The 19274-nt window shown below is 39.0% G+C and carries 17 protein-coding genes; 14 read left to right on the top strand and 3 right to left on the bottom strand.

All coding sequences use genetic code 11. The features are described from left to right. Positions 1-45 precede the first annotated feature (45 nt). On the top strand, positions 46-849 hold the full coding sequence (locus tag EHQ31_RS05650; RefSeq protein WP_135570355.1) for a CPBP family intramembrane glutamic endopeptidase: 804 nt from the start codon (positions 46-48) through the stop codon (positions 847-849). Here the strand turns inward: EHQ31_RS05650 and zigA are convergent. Further along, entirely contained in the window at positions 842-2053 is a 1212-nt protein-coding gene (gene zigA / locus EHQ31_RS05645; RefSeq protein ID WP_135570353.1) for a zinc metallochaperone GTPase ZigA, read from the bottom strand. The two genes, EHQ31_RS05650 and zigA, sit on opposite strands and share 8 nt — an antisense overlap. 165 nt (positions 2054-2218) lie before the next feature. Here zigA and EHQ31_RS05640 point away from each other — a divergent pair, with 165 nt between their 5' ends. From EHQ31_RS05640 to EHQ31_RS05600, 9 genes are all read left to right on the top strand, one after another. Beyond that, positions 2219-3757 carry a methyl-accepting chemotaxis protein gene (locus EHQ31_RS05640; protein WP_135570351.1) on the top strand — a complete coding sequence of 513 codons (1539 nt, stop codon included), beginning with the start codon at positions 2219-2221 and terminating at the stop codon, positions 3755-3757. Positions 3758-3882: 125 nt separating this feature from the next. Next, the gene (locus tag EHQ31_RS05635) at positions 3883-5640 is read left to right on the top strand and encodes an acyl-CoA dehydrogenase family protein (protein ID WP_135570349.1); all 1758 of its coding nucleotides are present in this window, start codon (positions 3883-3885) and stop codon (positions 5638-5640) included. A 43-nt stretch (positions 5641-5683) separates the two neighbouring features. Then, on the top strand, positions 5684-6640 hold the full coding sequence (locus EHQ31_RS05630) for an amidohydrolase family protein (protein ID WP_135571004.1): 957 nt from the start codon (positions 5684-5686) through the stop codon (positions 6638-6640). Positions 6641-6693: 53 nt separating this feature from the next. Next, entirely contained in the window at positions 6694-7434 is a 741-nt protein-coding gene (locus tag EHQ31_RS05625; RefSeq protein WP_135570347.1) for a hypothetical protein, read from the top strand. Between the two features lie 66 nt (positions 7435-7500). Beyond that, positions 7501-8817, top strand: a complete 1317-nt coding sequence (locus tag EHQ31_RS05620; RefSeq protein ID WP_409996912.1) for a hypothetical protein — start codon at positions 7501-7503, stop codon at positions 8815-8817. 17 nt (positions 8818-8834) lie between these two features. Beyond that, on the top strand, positions 8835-9776 hold the full coding sequence (locus tag EHQ31_RS05615; RefSeq protein ID WP_135570345.1) for a metal ABC transporter substrate-binding protein: 942 nt from the start codon (positions 8835-8837) through the stop codon (positions 9774-9776). Further along, a complete protein-coding gene (locus EHQ31_RS05610) occupies positions 9754-10467 on the top strand; it encodes a metal ABC transporter ATP-binding protein (RefSeq protein ID WP_135570343.1) in 714 nt (237 codons plus the stop codon). Before EHQ31_RS05615 ends, EHQ31_RS05610 begins: the two co-directional genes overlap by 23 nt. Next, a complete protein-coding gene (locus EHQ31_RS05605) occupies positions 10460-11314 on the top strand; it encodes a metal ABC transporter permease (protein ID WP_135570341.1) in 855 nt (284 codons plus the stop codon). Before EHQ31_RS05610 ends, EHQ31_RS05605 begins: the two co-directional genes overlap by 8 nt. 7 nt (positions 11315-11321) lie before the next feature. Beyond that, positions 11322-12203, top strand: a complete 882-nt coding sequence (locus EHQ31_RS05600; protein ID WP_135570339.1) for a class I SAM-dependent methyltransferase — start codon at positions 11322-11324, stop codon at positions 12201-12203. A 1-nt stretch (position 12204) separates the two neighbouring features. Here the strand turns inward: EHQ31_RS05600 and tmk are convergent, their stop codons facing one another. After that, positions 12205-12810, bottom strand: a complete 606-nt coding sequence (gene tmk, locus EHQ31_RS05595; RefSeq protein WP_135570336.1) for a dTMP kinase — start codon at positions 12808-12810, stop codon at positions 12205-12207. Positions 12811-12889: 79 nt separating this feature from the next. Here tmk and EHQ31_RS18800 point away from each other — a divergent pair, with 79 nt between their 5' ends. The 3 genes from EHQ31_RS18800 (at position 12890) to EHQ31_RS05585 (ending at position 16489) form a co-directional block, all read left to right on the top strand. Then, positions 12890-13054 carry a hypothetical protein gene (locus EHQ31_RS18800; protein WP_167481634.1) on the top strand — a complete coding sequence of 55 codons (165 nt, stop codon included), beginning with the start codon at positions 12890-12892 and terminating at the stop codon, positions 13052-13054. Positions 13055-13246: 192 nt separating this feature from the next. Then, positions 13247-14506: an EAL domain-containing protein gene (locus EHQ31_RS05590; RefSeq protein ID WP_135570334.1), complete on the top strand. Its 1260-nt coding sequence runs from the start codon at positions 13247-13249 to the stop codon at positions 14504-14506. A gap of 45 nt (positions 14507-14551) precedes the next feature. Beyond that, the gene (locus EHQ31_RS05585) at positions 14552-16489 is read left to right on the top strand and encodes a B12-binding domain-containing radical SAM protein (protein WP_135570332.1); all 1938 of its coding nucleotides are present in this window, start codon (positions 14552-14554) and stop codon (positions 16487-16489) included. Positions 16490-16492: 3 nt separating this feature from the next. Here EHQ31_RS05585 and EHQ31_RS05580 read toward each other — a convergent pair whose 3' ends face one another. After that, the gene (locus tag EHQ31_RS05580) at positions 16493-17650 is read right to left on the bottom strand and encodes a DUF1577 domain-containing protein (protein ID WP_135570330.1); all 1158 of its coding nucleotides are present in this window, start codon (positions 17648-17650) and stop codon (positions 16493-16495) included. Between the two features lie 97 nt (positions 17651-17747). Here EHQ31_RS05580 and guaB point away from each other — a divergent pair, with 97 nt between their 5' ends. Continuing rightward, positions 17748-19274, top strand: coding sequence for an IMP dehydrogenase (gene guaB / locus EHQ31_RS05575; RefSeq protein WP_135570328.1), 1527 nt, complete (start codon positions 17748-17750; stop codon positions 19272-19274).

Raw genomic sequence — 19274 nt, 5'->3', positions numbered from 1 at the left:
TTTCGAGATAATATGTTTATCATTTAGATTTATAGGAAAGATCATTTGAAATCGTTAACGTTTTATTTTTTTTTGGCATACCTTATCTCCTGGACCATTTGGCTTCCTTTGTATTTGCCTAAGTTTGGGATTCATTTTTTACCAGTGTTGCCCTTTCATCATGCATGGGGGGCACTTGGTCCTTTGACTGCTGCCTTGATTGTAACCAAACTAGAAGAGGGGAATGTTGGTATCAAAAATTTACTTTCCCGGATGTTTCAATGGAAGGTTAATTGGTTTTGGTATTTCATTGCGATTTTTAGTCCTTTTGTCCTTCTTGTTTTCGCTACCATTATCAACTATTTCAACAACTCGAAACTTAGTTTTGATGGATTGGGAGTAAGCTCTGAATTTCCAGAGTTTGGATTTGTTTCTTTCTTTTTATACAGTGTCATCATTTACGGATTTGGAGAAGAAACTGGATGGAGAGGGTATGCCTTGCCGAAGTTACAGAAGAAATGGAACGCCTTGTCTTCGACAATCATCCTTACGTTTTTATGGGCCTTATGGCATGCTCCACTTTTTTTATATCGTCCCGGTTTTATGGCGATGGATGTGTTTGGAATTTTCGGATGGTTTATGTCTTTGTTTACAGGCGCCATTCTTTTGACCTGGATTTATAATTCCTCAAGAGGCAGTATCCTGATGGCGGCTCTTTTTCACGGAACCATCGATATCGTATTTACTTCCGACTCCATTGAACCAAACATAATGAACATCACAGGATTTTTGCTAGTTGTATTTGCAGTGTTTGTCCTTGGATTGACGGGATGGAAACATCTATCCAAGGTAGAGAGGCAGATCAGTTAACCGATTCTTCGATCATCGCATCCCAATTTGGAAAAGGATCTTCGAACTTTGCCCAAACTTCGGGTCCTTCCTTGTATTCTTTGTCACTTAGCAGGCATTTGTCGAGAGAGGCACGTAGTTTCTTTTCATCCATATCCCGTCCTATGAGGACAATCTCTTGGCGCCGGTCTCCCCAAGGTTCCAACCAATGTGCTTGTAGATTTTTGAATACTTCTGGATCATCTGGAATTTCTTCATCAGGAATACTGGCCCACCAATACCCTTCTGGTTTGTAGGAAGATAAGTTTCCCGCTTGTGAATACAACACCACCCAATCCATTTTACTTGCAAGCCATACAAATCCTTTGGCACGAACCACTCCTGATTTTTCTGAATGCAACCATTTGTAAAATCGTTCTGGATGGAAGGGGCGTCTATTTCCATACACAAAACTTTTGATTCCATATTCTTCTGTTTCGGGAACATGTTCTCCCCGAAGTTCTTTTAACCATAAGGGAGACTGGCTTGCTTTTTCAAAATCAAACCTTCCTGTGTTTAATACTTTGGATAAAGGCACTTTGCTGTAATCAGTGGGTATAATTTCGGCATCTGCATTTAGCGAACGTAAGATGGTAAGGAGCCGATATTTTTTTTCTTCCGATAACAAACTGATTTTGTTGACAATGATCGTATCACTAAATTCGACTTGGTCCACAAGTAAATCTACAATGTCCCGATCATCTTCTTCGCCAGTACCCAATTCTCGTTCTCTTAATGAATCTAAACTCTCGAAATCCTTTAAAAAATTTACAGCATCAACAACGGTTATCATAGAATCCAAATTTACTAAATTTGATAGGCTTACGCCTGTTTCATCTTCAAAGGTAAAGGTTTCTGCAATAGGAAGTGGTTCAGAAATTCCAGTGGATTCGATGAGGATCGAATCAAACTTTCCCTCTTTAGCAAGTTTGGTGATCTCTACCAGTAAATCTTCTCGGAGTGTGCAGCAAATACAGCCATTGGACATCTCCACTAACTTCTCATTGGTGCGACTGAGACTACCGCCAGAAGCCACAAGCCTCGCATCAATATTCACCTCACTCATATCATTGACGATAACTGCCACACGAAGACCTTCTCGGTTGGCGAGGATGTGATTGAGTAGGGTAGTTTTGCCAGCTCCTAAAAATCCAGAGAGAACAGTAACAGGAATTTTATCAGTCATCGAATTGTCCTTAATGCAATATAGTTGCATTAGTAATTTCCTGTAATATCTGTCAAGCAGTAATGCAATTTTGTTGCATTAGCGGATTTTTTTTAATATCCCAGTATTTCTTCGTATTCTGCGGAAATCCTTGCTTTTTATGAACCAAGTTCAAATTATTTAGAAATGCAATTGGATCCGTATTACCTAAAGGCCACCAAAACAATTAATTCCATTCGTTCTACACTGCTCGTTATATTTATTTTAGGAATTCTTGGGAGTTTGGGTTCACTCCATAAAGACCAACTCATCATGATGCTTCTTACCACATTCTTTTATGGAACTGTAGCGTTTACACAGTTTATGTTATTAAAGAAAGGAAAAGATCCTCATGCATTTTGGTTTGTTGTGATTGATATTCTACTCATTGGATCGAATACATTAGGCCAAAGTATTTTGGACTTGGACATTGCTTCTTCCGCATTAAAGGACGGAGTAAATTATATTATTTCATTTTTTATCCTATTATACTCGGGTTTTCTTTTTTCTTCAAAACAAACTTATATCATCGGAGTTTTGTTAACTTTAGTCCAAATAGGTTCTTTGGTTTTTGCAGGAATGTCTGGAATGGAATTTGTGGACCGTAATGATACGCATAAATTGGCTTATGCGATCTCATTACCTGTAGAAATTGTGAAAGTTTTCTTTTTAGGTATGGCAACTGTCGCAATTGCAAAAATGGTAGGTTTATTAACTTCCATTCGGGATGAAGCGATCCAAGGGAAAAAAACTTCAGAAGCACATTCAAAAGTAATGGAAACTCAAAAAGAGGCCTTGGTAGAAACTGGTGAAAATTTAAACCAATCCGTTTCTGCATTAAAAGTGTTTGCTGATGATTTAAATGGTCTTGTGCAAAACCAAGCTGCATCCATTGAAGAAATTTCAGCCTCCCTTACGAAAATTTCCCAATCTACAGAAAACTCATTTTCTTTTGTCAAAGACCAATACAAACGAATAGAAACCTTAAATGAAGAAAGTCATACCTTAGAGGGAATTGTAAAAACAGTTCGGGTGGAGATTGATACGATTTCTGGTCAAATCAATGAGTCTTCTCAGTTTAGTAATCTTGTAACGAATTCTATGGAAAACTTAAACTCAGTTTTAAACGAAGTAAGTTCCAGTTTTCAAAAGGTGGAAGATGTAAATCAGATTATGAAAGAGATTGCAGATCAAACCAATTTACTTGCTCTTAACGCCTCCATTGAAGCGGCAAGGGCGGGGGAACATGGTAGAGGGTTTGCTGTAGTGGCCCAAGAAGTCGCAAAACTTGCTGAAAACTCTGCTTTAAACGCCAGTGTCATATCCAAAACGATTCTGAAATCTAAATCGGATTTACTCAAAGGGAATGTGTCGGCAAAAGAAGCAAATGAAATGGCTTTGAACCAGAAAAATGAAATGGTTAAAATCCAAGGCAAAGTGGTTAGTTTTAATGAAAAATTTATCGACTTACAAGAGTTAAATTCAAGGGTTTTACAATCTCAGAAAGAACTCAAAGAATTATCCTCTCAATTGGAATCCATCGCCAAAGACCAAACATTGGGAAATAAAGAAGTAATGCGGGCGGCAGAAAGTATAGAAAGAGACGTGCAAGTTGTTGCTGAAAATACGAGAGTCCTTGCTGACCATATTGAAGACATCCAGGACTTGGCCAACCGGATCAAATGATCCTTGTCTAACACCATTAACTTAACAACCGCCTGATTCGTTCAGGCGGCTCGAAGGAAAACTATTTGTAATTCTTTTCCCCTCTTTGATCTTTGAGTGAAAGTCCTGCTTAAGGAGCCGACTGTATGATATCCAATAACTATTTTAACGATAACGATGACCTAATTGACCATTTTGATTCCCTTACTCCTTGGAACGAGGTAGTTGACCAATACGAACAAGGTTTTGAAGACTTTGCGGAATACCAAAAATCAGGAAAGGAAGAACTCGCTTTTGCTCCCGGTAACTATGAAGATGCCATTGAATTTTACCGTTCTACTTTAGAAGCCGGTGGCGACATTGCAGGAAACGATATTTCTCAAATTTCCAAACAAATGGATGAAGAAGGCCTAAAATACAAAGACGGCCAAGTTGGTTTCCCCAAATCCATGTTAGACGTTGTGGAAAAAATTAAATCCGCAGGGCTTCTTCCATACGGAATTCACAGACATTACGGTGGATTGGGATTACCTTCTGTCGTACAATCAATGTTATCTGAGTGTGTATCGCGCGGGGACGGATCTCTTGCGATCACACTAGGTTGTATGAACCTGGCTGAAACTGTAGAACGATTCGGGACAGAAGAAATGATCCATGAATTTGTTCCAAAGATGGCAGCCGGAGAACTTTGTGGAGCGATGGCTCTTACAGAACCAAATTACGGATCGGACCTTCCTAACTTACAAACCAAAGCGGTTAAGGGAGAAGACGGAACTTGGAAAATCACAGGAACCAAACGTTTTATCACTCATGCTTGTGGTTTTGGATCGGCACCTTCCATCATCTTGACACTTGCTAGAACAGGAACCACAACCAGTGGAGCTCGCGGACTTTCTTTCTTTTTAGTGCACTCCAAAGACGTATTTGTGGCTTCTATTGAAAAGAAAATGGGACTTCACTGTTCTCCTACTTGTGAAGTGGTTTTTGAAAACAGCCCAGGGATACTCATTGGCGAAGAAGGAAAAGGCCTTGTCAAATATTCAATGGCTATGATGAACCAAGCTCGCCTCAATATTGCTGCACAAGCGATGGGAATTGCCACTGCGGCATACTTCGAAGGAAAAAAATATGCAGAAGAAAGAGTTCAATTCGGTAAAACCATAAATAATATCACAGCTGTGAAAAAAATGTTGGAACGAATGGAACGAGAAGTAGCTGCGATGCGTTGTATTTTATACGAAGCAAGTTATGCTGTGGATCAGTATCGTTGGAAAGAAGAACGAGGAAAGATGAAAGGTCTTTCCGAGAAAGACATTAAAAAAGATGAATCTTTCAAAAAATGGGAAAAACTTGCCTCTCTATTTACTCCACTTTCCAAATATTACATCACAGAAATGGCTAACCTTGTGGCTTATGATGCGATGCAAATCCACGGTGGCTCCGGTTATACGGAAGATTATGATGTGGCAAGACTGTATCGTGATGTTCGTATTACCAATATCTATGAAGGAACCACACAACTCCAAACGGTAGCTTGTATCGGTGGGATTGTTTCCGGGATGACGGAGACAGGAATTTACCGTGAATACTTAAAATCCGAAATGGCTACGTTTGCAGCAAGCCAAGGCCTAAATGATCTTTTCAAACAATTTGAAACCGTTGTGGCTGAATTTGCGGAAATCGAATCCACCCCCCTTAGGGAAGAATTGGCATTTGAAGTGGTAGAATCGGCAGCACGTTTCCACAATAGTTTGTTACTCGAAAGAAGTATTGGTCGTTCTAAGGTAGAAAGAAGAAACTATCGTAAATCGATCACGGATGCTTACATCCTTGATAGTTCGGCTACCTTAGCTTCGAACCTAACAAAGATTCGTGGAAAGAAAAAAACACCAGTCACTGCATAAACCAGTCGATACAAATCCTCTTCTTCCTTGTTACGCTTGTTTTATGGAAGAAGGGGAAGGTGTAATCTCTTCCAACAAACCTGACATTCGTCTCTCTTCTCCGTTTTCTTGGAGGAGAGAAAGTTTTCCTCCCATTTTAGATTCTGAATCTCCCGATCATTTAGGTCGTATTCGTGATTTAGGAATTCCTTATATCTTCGATATCCATACTCATTTTTTTCCAGAGACGGTGATGAAACTCATTTGGCGTTGGTTTGACAATGTTAACTGGGCCATCGGATACCGACTTCCTGAAAAAGAAAGAGTGGAACGACTTCACCATAATGGGATCAAACGATTTACTACATTAAATTATGCGCATAAAGCCGGAATGGCTTCTTCGTTAAATGACTGGACCTATGCCAATTATAAAAATTGGAAAGGGGCGGTTCCTTTTGGAACTTTTTATCCAGAAGAGGGTGTCCTTAGTTATGTGAAACGGGCTGTGGAAAATTACGGGTTTCTAGGTTTTAAACTCCACTGCGAAGTTTCTAAACTCAATTTAAACCGACCGGAACTTGCCGAAACATTTCTGTATTTGCAGGCAAAACAAATTCCGATTTTGATCCATACGGGAACGGCACCTCTTCCTGGAGAGTTTACAGGAATCCAATTTTTTAAACCATTTCTCGAATCCTATCCACATTTACGAGTGATAGTGGCTCATATGGGAGCACATGAAATCTCCGCCTACGCCTCGTTACTAGAAACTTATCCAAACCTGGCTCTTGATACCACAATGGTCTTTGTGGACTTTCTTGCTACCGGTAAGTCGGAAGAGGTGGACTCGGCAGTATCTTATTTAGAAACTTACCAGGACCAAATTTACTTCGGATCGGATTTTCCAAACATACCCTATAATCTAAATCACCCCATCACTCGCTTTTTGGATTTACCTATCACAGACAAAGCCAAACAAAAAATTCTCTACAGGAACGCAGAAAACTTATTTTTTAAATGAAACGTGGTTGCATTTGCAACAGCGTTGCAAATGATAGGCCAACAGAGGTATTTATGAAATTTAATAAAATTCTACTGTTTTCTGCCATCGCACTCTCTATTTTGAATTGTGCAGAATTATTTTCATCAAAGGAAGATAATAATAATGACCTTCTCATTCTTGCATTATTAGCAGGGAGTCGCTGTCCATCCACTGCCGTGGCAACGCCTACAAACGGTATCAAATATGATTTCGCCAACTGCTCTGGGGATGCTAATTTGGCTTTATCAGGATCAGGATTCCAAGGGAACAATGTGACATTGAGTGGCGGTTTAGTTGGTACTAGCAATGATTCTACTATCATCACAAACGCATCCGCGTTATCAAATTCTGGTGGTTCTAAAAAAGCTTCGATAGAAATTGTTTACCAACTGAATTCTGCCTCCTCCACAGTTTCTGCCATTTTACCTTCCTCAACATCATTTGCAGGACCTGGTTTTTTGCTTTCCTCAACCAAGGCTGATAAAATAGTAAATGGAACCTCTTCCAATTTTGGAACTCCAGGAACACCTTGGGCATCTTCTGTGGGCCAAGACAAGACCGTTTGTTTGGAAGTCCATGAAGAAAATGGTGCTCATATTTTTGGATGGCAAGGTGCTTGTGCCAATGTGGATCGCAATTCTTATCAATTTGAAGAAGACAGTGTTGTTGTAAGTCTTCCTGGAGATCGTATTGGATTGAAGATCAATGGGGCAACTATCAAGACTTTAACCATTTACAACCAATCGATTGGTGCAGCGGGTTCATTCCAATAATTATAGGATTTCCTTTTGCAAAATAAATTACGTATTTCTCGCAAAACTTTAAAACGATCAGCATTTATTTTGTTGGTCGTTTTGTCGTTTTCAATATGGTCAGAAACTTCCGATTGGGAAAAAGAATTATTTGATTCACCTAAATCTGTTTCACAATTAAAATCTAATGTAACAGATAATAATAAAAATTCTGATGATGCTGATTGGGAAGCTGAATTAGAAAAAGATTTAAAGGACCAAGAAACTCGTAGCAAAGGTTCAGAAGGAAGCAGGGGGACTACTTCTCCCGTTCAATCCAACCAACAAATGAACCGTTCCGCACAAAACCTAATGATGGATGTTTCTGCCGCGATTGATATTGTGGGAGCTTGGGATCGAAATAAACCAAGAGGAACGGGGGAACGAATTGATAACAAAGTTGATGTACGTTCGGCTGAGTTTGGCTTTACCGCTGCTGTTGACCAATGGATGAGGGCCAATTTTCTAGGAGCAGCGCATGGGGAAGATGGAAAGTATTATTTTGAAGTCCATGAAGCTAACGTTCAATTCCCATTTTTACCTCTCAATACATCGCTTAAAGTTGGCCAAATGTTCGTCGATGTAGGTCGATTGAACAGAATCCATTTACATGACAGACCTTTTACTATGAATCCAATTGTACACGAAAAGTTCATTGGTTTTGAATCGATAATGGATACTGGAGCCGAATTCAGTATTCTTTTACCTTGGAAATGGATCACTCAAGAACTAGTGTTAGGTGCTACAAATGGAAAAAAATGGGGTCATGCGCATTCCGAAGGACAACAAAAAAATAATCCAATGGGTTATGCGCACTTAAAACACTTTTACTATTTTGGAAATAACTGGGGAACTCAGTTTGGTTTTTCTGGAATGCGTTTTGAACCTACGACAGATCGAAAAAACCAAAGGTATTTGTACGGTATGGATGCCGTTTTACGTTGGAATCGATCGAATTTACGAGAATGGATGATAATGACTGAAGGTTGGTATCAACAAGAAATTTTTCCAGAACTAATGGATCCAACCACATTTCAAAAATCAAAAGCGCCTTCCAGAGACCAATGGGGTTATTATATGTTTGTGGACTATAAGTTTCACCAACTTTGGTCTGTGGGGTATCGATATGATTATTTTACCGACAAATCCCTTCTCGACAAAAATGGAAAACATGCAGATAATGCTATAGAGTCGCATTCTACTCAGATCACATTTCATAGTTCCGAGTTTGGCAGAATACGAGGTTCCATTGAAAGAAGATATATACAAGATTTTTCTAAAACAGAATTTCAGGAACAAAGGGAGTGGCGATTTTATGTGCAGGCAGTGGCTATCCTCGGTTCACATCCGGCACATAGTTATTAATCCAAATAGGTAAAAAAATGTTTCAATTATTAAAGAATTTTTTATTCACATCACCTTCTTTTCTTGTTTTTAGTTTCTTACTTTTTAGTTCCCCTATATTTGCAAAAGTTTCCCTTGTCGCAAGTATTTCTGATATAAAATATATCGCCGAACAAGTCGCAGGTGATCGTGCCGAAGTCTCTGGAATGATCCGAGGAACTGACGATCCTCATTTTGTAATGACAAGGCCAGATTTTCTCGTGAAATTGAGTGAGGCCGATGTTTTATGTATGGTAGGACTTGATTTAGAAGTAGGTTGGATTCCTTACCTCCAACAACAATCGAGAAACATGAAAATCCAAAAAGGACAACCAGGATATTGTGATACATCTTTTGGGGTAAAGATCCTTGGGGAACCCACAGTGATGATGGACCGGTCTATGGGTGATATGCATATCTATGGGAATCCCCATTATTGGAATGATCCTATCAACGCCATCCAAATGGCACAGAATATTAAAAATGCACTCACTAGGGTGGATCCTCTAAATGGGGATTATTATGAAGGTAATTTTAATTCTTTTAAAAAACGACTCATCCAATTGACAAAAGAAGAAATGAAAAAGATGGAACCTTACTTTGGGTTAAAAGTGGCAGTTTTCCATGACCAATTTGTTTATTTAGCCTCACGTTTTAAATTCAACGCTAATTTAACCATAGAAGAACGACCTGGCGTTCCACCTTCTGTTCGTTATATGGACCAAGTCATTAGTTATATGATCACAGAAAAGATAAAAATTATCTTGATTGGTCCCTATCACAATCCAAAGTATGCAGAGTATGTGTCTTCCAAGGTTCCAGGTTCTGTCGTTGTGACTCTGCCTGTTTCTGTAGGCGGTGCACCTGAAGCAGCCACTTACGAAGACACATTAAGGTTGATGTTACAAAAGATACGTGATGCAAGCGACAAAACCAAATAATACAGAAATTCCTTCTACATTTATCCATACAAAAAATTTAAGTGTGGGATATAGGAAAGAATTTCCTGTGGTTTCCGATATCCATTTGCACATACATTCTGGAAAAACCTATGCATTGGTTGGTGGGAATGGCGCTGGAAAAACTACACTTTTTCGCACCTTAACCGATCTTTTGTCCCCACTTTCTGGTTCCATTTCCTTTTCTAAAGAAATCAAAACTTCTTACGTTCCCCAAGCCAAACGAATGTCTTTGGAGTTCCCTCTCCGTGTGGAGGACGTTCTACTTATGCCAAAAAACATTGGACTTAGCTTTTTACCAAAAAAGAAATTTTCCAAGGAAGATTTGGAGCTCATTGAAAGAACGGGTGTTAGCTCCTACTTAAAAAAACAGATTTCACTATGTAGCGGGGGACAATTACAAAAGGTTCTAATTCTACGTTCCCTTCTCACCAAAGCTAATTTAATTTTTTTAGATGAACCAATGGATTCCTTAGACCACAACGCAAGGGAACTGTTTCAAACTGTATTATCCGAATACTTAAAAGAAGGGAATCGTTCTTTGTTTTTTATCACTCATAGTTTAGAACATGATTGGGGATTCGGGTTTGATGAAATTTTTGAAATAGACGAAGGAAAACTCTATAATATTACCAGTGGAGAAAGGCCACCAAACTGCCACCACCATGACTAATATACTTTCTAGTTGGAATTTGTTTTTACCACAAATGGTAGTAGGTAGCCTTGTTGGTGCCTTATTATCTGTCCTTGGGATTTTAATAGTCCTTAGGGGTATGACATTCTTTGGAGTCACTCTTTCACAGGCTGTTACTTTTTCTGTCGCCTTATCCTTGTTTATGGAGTGGCCAGGCGAAATTTTCCCCATTCTTTTTTCTTGTGTTTTGGTTTTTCCTCTTTTGTATGTAAGAAAACTACGAGGTATGAAAGAAGAGGTGATCCTTGGAATTCTATTTGTTTTCTTTTCTGCTGCCTCTCAGTTTATGTTGGCTCTCGGTGGAAATGTACAAAATCATTTGATGGCCGCATTTTTTGGGGATATTTTAACTTCGCAAGTGCGAGCCGATTCCTTTGGCATCTATGTCGCTGTTTTCTTTTTTATCATTTATCTTAGTTTTTTTAGAAGGTTTCTTTTTATTAGTTTTGATCGCGATGAATACAAAATCCAAGTAGGAAATCCGCTTCCTTTTGATCTTTTGTTTTATATCATCCTTGCGGCTTCCCTTACAGTTGCCGTAAACTTACTGGGAACTTTTTATAGCATTGCCCATTTGATTTTACCAGTGTTTGCTCTTTTGCCACTCATTCGTTCTTTACGGTTACTGACTATTGTTTGTGTTTTGTTTTCTGTTTTTGCTACTGTATCTGGATTTTTAATTTCCCTTGTCGGCATTGAAAGGAATGGGGAATTGATTTATTTTCCGACATCTTCCAGTATTATTTTAGTCCTCTGTGTTTTGGCCTTTATTCTTCATCTGAGTCGATTCCTAACTACTTCCGTTTTTTCGAAATCTGTCCGATAGGTATTCTGTGAAATTAATCCCTTGTAATACCTGCGGGCAAAACCGTTTCCGTCCTCTTTATACAAAAGAAAGTCCTTTGGGTGAGTCTTTTTCGATTGTTTCTTGTGAGTCTTGTGGGCTGGTCCAAGTCAATCCACAACCAGGATTTTTAGAGGTAAAAAAATACTATGATGATTCTTATTTTACCCAAAGGACAGAAAGAGGGTATGACAATTATTATTCGGATCATTTAAGAAAAGAAATTTCTAGAGTTTTCCAACTCAATTTAAATGATTTGGATTTTTTCTCTTGGGAGAAAGATCGTCTCAGAGAAAAAAAAACGGGGGAAAATCTAACTTCTTTGGACATTGGTTGTGCGGCAGGATATTTTGTTTCTTACTTAAAAGAACGAGGTTATGATGCGTATGGGATTGAAATTGCAGATGGTCCAGTTCGTTTTGCACGTGAGACATTAAATCTAAATATCTTTCAAGAGAACTTTCTGGATTGGGATCCTCAGTTCCAACACCAATTTGATGTTATCACTCTTTGGGCTACCATTGAACACTTACACAAACCAAAAGAAACCCTGGAAAAAATTAAAAACCATTTAAAACCAGGAGGGGTACTCATTCTTTCTACCTGTCGTTATGGGTTACTTGCCAAACTTGCGGGATTAAAGTGGCGCTATTTAAATGTTCCGGAACATCTTTATTATTATTCTTATCATGGTTTAAAAAATCTGCTTTTGGATTTAGGATTTCGCAATCCAGTATCTTTTACTTATGGAAGTGGGATGACTTCACGTTCCGGAGTCAGTTTTTATTTCAAACTCCGGAAGTGGATTATGGATCGTTTAGTCAAGCGACTTGAGTTAGGCGATATGATGGTCTTTATGGTGAAGAAATAAATTAAGTTTCCAGTGACTTTAGAATGTCTTCCACGCAGAAGGCAACCACTTCCTCTAGTTCCGCTGTAGCATCCACAAAGATCGTAGACTCAGGTAGGATCGCCAAATAATTTTGGTAGATTCTTTCCTGTTCCGATTCTTCGTCAAAAACTTCTTCTTTACCACCTCGGCGGCTTCGTCGGTCTGCTGATTCCTCGGGGGAAAGATCTAAAAAATAAACTCGATTTGGTTCGGGAAATCCTTTGTCTTCATTTCTGTATAAAATTTCCGCAGCATGTTCTTCGTCTCGACCTTGGTAGGCAGCTGTGGAAAAATAATATCGATCTTGAATTACAGATTTTCCACTCTTTAATGTGGGTAAGACGATATCCTTCACTGAACATTCTCTGTCGGCAATAAATGTTTCAATTTGTTCTTCTTTAGAGAGTTTGAGGTTTCCCAGGAGAAACTCTCTAATTTTTTTTCCGTACACACTGTCCGTTGGTTCCCTATGCCAGAGGTTGGGAATGGATTTTGTGAGTAGTGCTTCCGATACCATACGAGAGACAGTGGTTTTCCCGGAACCATCGATCCCTTCAAAGACAAAGAACTGATTATTTTGAGGCATATCCCCTCCATTTTAAGAATGGTCGTTTTTTCCTCGACTTATTTACTAAACTCGGCAGTTTAGTCTAAGGAGCAAAAACATGAAAAAAATTTCGTCTATGCTGATCATTGCTTTTTTGGCCGTATTTATGATTAACTGTGCATCCGAAGAAGTTAAACAAACGCCGGTAGTGGAAGAACCAAAACCTTCCAAAAAACCAAAATTGAATGAAGCATTCAAATCAAGAGCTAGAGACATTAAATAATTTCTACTCAAATCAGAGACCACCTGGGGAAACTTGGGTGGTTTTTTTTTATCATTCTGCGCAATATTTAAGCAAAAATTCCCCTTTTTCAACCTGCCATTCCTGCGATGCCTGGTTTTTGGGCAGAATGCAGTAAGATTCCCTACAATGCTTACTGGTACCGATCTTGCAATAAGAAGACAGTATCCATCTATGATTACAGAAAGAGAAAGTCATAAATTCCTGCGTGAGTGGAAAGAGTGGTTGTCTGGCGGAACTTTGGTTCCCGTTTTCCAACCCATCCTCTCCTCAGAATCCACTGGCATTTACGGTTATGAGCTATTAGGGCGTCTTTCCACACCGGAAGGTTTGTTAAGTCTTGGGGAATTTTTTTTGTCCCAGACTTTTGGTTATGATGAAATCTTTTTTCTCAAAAAACAAGTCGATGAAGAGATTCGACTACTTGCCTTAGAAAAATTTAAAGCGGAAGCCCCACCTGAAACTAAGTTATTTTTAAACATTTCCCCGAATGTAATGTACCATACTCTTTTACAGATGGAAACTACCTTACCAAAAACCATCCAGATGGTAAGACAAATAGGAGTAGATCCAGAAAGGATTGTTATTGAAATCACCGAAGAAAGGTTTCCACACAACTTAGAACTATTACGGCCTGTCCTCAATTTATACAGACAGGAAGGGTTCTCCATTGCTGTGGATGATGCTGGTTCCGAAGCAAGTAATTTGGATCGAATCGGTCTTTTTCATCCAGAAATCATTAAAGTAGATTTACAAATGTTACGAAGGTCTACTTTTTCCAGAAATTTTAAAGAAATATTACTCAATTTATCTAAGTTAGGTGAGTCGCTTGGAAGTAGTTTACTATTTGAAGGAATTGAAACAGAAGACGAACTTTATAATGCTTTGAATTATGGAGCAAGGTATATCCAAGGATTTTATTTCGCCAAACCAGAACCTTTTTTTGCCAAACGATTTGAATACCGAATGGAAATGCAGTCTTCCTTAGAATATTTTCACGCACGTAAACAAGGAGAGATGAATCGTCAGATTGAATGGGAAAATCTATGGAAAGATAAACTTTCCGAAATCATGATGGGGTTTACCGAAGAAAATGGAATTTGGGAATGGAAAGGTGGATTTGAAACGAATGTATTTGGGGATGGGAATTTTTTTCGGATGTACATCACAAACCCATTAGGATTCCAGGTATCCCCAAACTATGCCAGAGTTCCATCGGGACAGATGGAACCAGACTATTCTTTTTTAGGAAAAAATTGGTCGTTTCGACCTTATTTTTTTGAACATTTACATAAATCAAAAACAAGTAGGGATGCTTGGACTTTATCCCAAATGTACCACGATATTTCAGAAAGAATGATGTTGCGGACATTTGCCAGGAACCTTTCCGAAAATTTGATTTTATTTATCGATGTAGTCGTGTCACGATCTTGAAAGGTTTTGCGAAAAACCCTCTCCTTGGGGATCATGACAATCACTATGGCAAAAATTCAATTTTTGCAATTACCGGTACCACCTCCTTCTTATTATGCAGCCACAGGAAATGTTCCTTTAGCAGCTGCTAGTTTGGCAAGTTGTCTTGCATCCAAAGAGGATCCAGTTACAGGAATCACTCCCCATGTAGTTTCCCCCGAAGATACAGATTCTTTAGGAGACCTTGCACTCATCGACCGCATTGTCAAAGAAGGACCTGATTTTTTAGGACTCTCTCTTTATTTATGGAACACCGAACGAAGTCTTTATATCGCAAAAGAAGTAAAAAAAAGAAGTCCCGAAACTAAGATCCTCATTGGAGGGCCAGAGGTAAACGAAGACAATCCTTATGTTCTGGGAGAAGAGGGATATGATATTGCCGTATCGGGCGAAGCCGAACATAGTTTTCGTAATTTAATGCGGTCATTACTTTCAAATTCGTCTTTGGATGGATTGGAAAATGTAGCTTACCGAAAAGAAAATGGAAAACTCACTTCGTTTGGAAAACCTGTCCCTGCCAATTTTCCACTCACAGATTTTCCCTCACCTTATACCACAGGACATTTAAAAGTAGATCCCAGACGATCCACTTACTTGGAAACGGTACGAGGTTGTAAGTCACAATGTACTTATTGTTTTTATCCCAAGTCGTCACAGAATCTAAGGACACTTGACATTCCTGAGACAATGAAACTTATTTCCGACTTAAAAGAAAAAGGGGCTAAGGAATTAGTTTTTTTAGATCCTACTTTTAACCATAGACCGGGATTCGAAAATTTTTTAGATGCCATAACCGAAATCAATGCGGATGGCCAGATGTCGATGTTTGCAGAACTTCGATCGGAAGGTGTGACTCCAAAACTTGCGACTAAACTTCGTAAGGCGGGGTTCACTCGTGTGGAACTCGGACTCCAATCGGTAAATGAAGAAACTCTAAAACGAGTGAAACGATATGGTAGTCCACACAAAGTAGCGGAAGTGGCAAAGATGTTAGCCGGTGAGGGGATAGAACTTCTACTGGATCTGATCATTGGTCTTCCTGGTGACAAACCAGAGGATGTGGAAAGAGGAATTCATTTTTTCTTAGAACACGGGCTTGGAGAATGGGTGCAAGCCTTTCCTTTATCTATTTTGCCTGGAACTGCCATGCGTAAAGATGCCGAAAAAGAAGGCCTCTTTTTTATGCCTACACCACCATACAGAATCATCGAAACACCTACCTTTAGTTCTAGAGACTTAACAGAGTCATTATTTTTTGCAGAGGATTTATTGGAACGCCGTTTGGATGAGTTTCCAAGGCCATTTTTATGTAATGCCGCCGCTAACAAAAACGATCGAATCGATTTGGTGTTAGGTGAAATAAAAAACCCCTTGTTTAAAAAAAATCTAAATCAAGGGGAATCAGAATTCTCAGATTGGTCGGGGAGCCGTCACCATAGTGTTTGGTTTCACACAGAAAACTTTTCTAAAGACCTCTCGCGTATTCTTGGTTTCATTGAGAATCGTATTTCGGCAGAACCATTTTGTACAATCGATTTTGTGATCCCTTTGGTTTCTATTCCTAAATCCCAAGAGATAGAAAAAATCGTTTCCGTTTTGGAATCCAAAAGACAATCTTATCTTTCACGTACACTGGCACATCGGGGTGAAAATCTTCAACACCGTTTGGTTTTTGTTTTTGATGGAAATCATAGGGAACTAAGGAATTGGCGAAAAATAGAAATGGAATCCACATCCTTTTTGATTTATGAAATCGTTTCTACAAATAAAATCCAGAGTTTGGATCCTTCTTTAGAGGCTTTTTATTTGATAGAGGGAGATGAGTTTCAAACAAAAGATTTTGAGTTTTTAAAACAAAATATGGATCCAGAAGCGGTAACTTTTTCTTCTAGAAAGTGGGAAGAAAAATGGTCTATGGAAGTTTTGGGTTACGGAGAACTTTAAATTTTAAGGTTTATGATTTTGTTTACGAAAGAATTCAACATTTTCCAAAAATCTCTTTTTTTCACCTGAACGCGAAGAGTGACCTGCGATCGCAAGACCTACTGTTAGGTGACCTTCCTCGTTTTTGGTAATCGTTTTAATGGTTCCAAAGGCAGTCAGTGGAGATTGCATCTTAAAAAACAAATCAAACTGAAAACCTGAAAGTTTGGGAAGGCTTTTCATTAAATCAGGGTGGTCAACAACTACTTTTAATCCACCTTCTGAAATATCAATCACTGGAAATTTACCATCAGATTTGATCATATTCGAATGACGGATCCGGTCTACCATTTCAAAACAAACCGTTTTCATCTCCATAGCTTTGAGTAGATCAAAGGTTTCTGTTTTACTTTGCATTTGGATGTATCCAATGGGAATGGATTCTTCTTCATCATTAAGGTAAAGAATAGGAAGGATTAGTTCTGATTTGATTTTTTGGTTTCGTTTGTTATTGATTTCTTTTTCTATATCATCCTCCACTTCATCGGAAAATACCAAAAAATCTTCGTTAGGTGAAGTTTCGTAAGATTTCCGATCTGTGGCGTCCTCTAATAACAGACCTTTTTTAGTTTTTTTGATTTGGCGGATGACTTCTGAATCTTCGCTTGAGTTAAAGGTAGAAATTTTGATAAAATCGACTGAGTTTTTCAGTTTAGTTTCATAATCCTGAAAGTTCACTTTTACCGCTGTGGGGATATGAAACATATCGGTTTCGATTTTGGCTTTACTGGAGACAACATTTGTGATCCAAGCGGAACCGGGAGGGACAGGAATTCGTGAACTTTCCCTATCTTTTTTGGCTATGGCAATTTTGTCCAAATGGAGAACATACTGCGATTCTCCTTTTTCTTGTTCCACCGTACATTCTAGGTGGAGGTATCTTCCTAAAATTTTATAGAGGGTCACTTTTTGGCCCACTGATAAGGTCATGGTGGGTCGAACACTTACAAGAACCTTGTTTCCATCGGCCGATACTTTTTTTAAAAAACAACTTTCCCCAGAATGGATATTGTCTTTTAGACTCAATTCCTGGTTTAATAAAAATTTCGTCAAAACATGGAGTTTTTTTTCTTTGTCAGAAAAAACATCCAAAGATCGCTTACTTCTTTCTAGAGTTTCCATAAAAGGTCGTGTTACTTACTATTATCGGACGAATTTCTCCTGAAATTCTCTTGCACGGAGAGTTTTCTTGCTTAAAGTAGAAAAAGGAAGGATAATTATGTCAAATCAACCCCTACCAGGATCTGAGCTTTTTGATGGAGTCAGTGGACAAGAGCTCTTCTCGGTCAACATGGGACTCACGTATCGGGACTTTTTAGTTCTGCCCGGATACATCGACTTTAACCCGAGCGATGTCGAACTCGAAACCAAACTTTCCAAAAACATTTCCCTCAAAAGACCTCTGATGAGTTCTCCGATGGATACGGTCACCGAGTCAGAAATGGCAATTGCGCAGGCTCTAATGGGTGGAATCGGAATTATACATTATAACAACAGTATCGATGAACAGGTGGATCTTGTTCGCAAAGTAAAACGATACGAAAATGGATTTATCAAAGACCCAATCCTTCTATCTCCAGAACATACATTGGCAGATTTAGACGCAGTAAAAGAAAAGTATGGTTTTAGTGGGATTCCGGTTACGGAAGATGGAACCGCTCGTACAAAGTTAGTTGGTATTGTGACTAACAGAGACGTGGATTTTGAAAGAGACCGCGATATCAAACTTGGCAAGGTGATGACAACAGACCTTATCACTGCAAACGTTGGCATTAGTTTGCAAGAAGCAAACAACATCCTTCGTACTAGCAAAAAAGGAAAACTTCCGATTGTTGATAAACAAGGAAAACTGGTAGCATTGATTTGCCGCAGTGACTTGAAAAAAAATAAAGAGTTTCCTCAGTCTTCCAAAGATGATCAAAAAAGATTACGTGTAGGAGCAGCACTTTCCACCTTACCAGAGTCACGCGATCGTATGGCGGCTCTTGCAGAGGTTGGTGTGGATGCTATCATCATTGATTCTGCACAAGGAAATTCTAGTTACCAAATGGAAATGATCCATTGGATTAAATCAAATTTTCCAAACATTGACGTCATTGGTGGAAATGTTGTTACAAAAGCACAAGCTGCAAACTTAATCGCTGCTGGTGCCGATGGCCTTCGAATCGGTATGGGACCTGGGTCCATTTGTATCACACAAGATACAATGGCAGTGGGACGTGCGCAGGCGACTGCCGTTTTTAAAACCGCAGAGTATGCGCAGGCACATGGAGTTCCTGTGATTGCTGATGGAGGAATTTCCAATATTGGCGACATTGCCAATGCCCTTGCAATCGGTGCTTCTATGTGTATGATGGGTTCCATGTTTGCAGGAACAAAAGAAGCACCTGGTGAGTATTTTTATGAAAATGGAATTCGTCTAAAGAAATATCGGGGAATGGCAAGTTTAGAAGCAATGAGCAAAGGCGGAGACAAACGATATTTCTCTGAATCCCAAAAAATCAAAGTGGCTCAAGGTGTTTCTGGTTACGTTGTAGACAAGGGATCTGTATTAAATCTGATTCCTTATCTTGTCCAAGGACTCAGACAAAGTTTCCAAGATATGGGATTTCGAAATATACCTGATCTCCATAAAGCACTAAGGGAAGGAAAACTTCGTTTTGAACGTAGAACGGAATCAGCTCAAGCACAAGGTAGTGTTCATGGCTTGTATTCTTATACCAAACCTTCAATGCGCGCGGAATAA

This window comes from Leptospira montravelensis, assembly GCF_004770045.1.
GTDB classification, from domain to species: domain Bacteria; phylum Spirochaetota; class Leptospiria; order Leptospirales; family Leptospiraceae; genus Leptospira_A; species Leptospira_A montravelensis.
The sequence above is the reverse complement of the archived record's forward strand: the minus strand, read 5'-3'. Positions and strand labels throughout refer to the sequence as shown.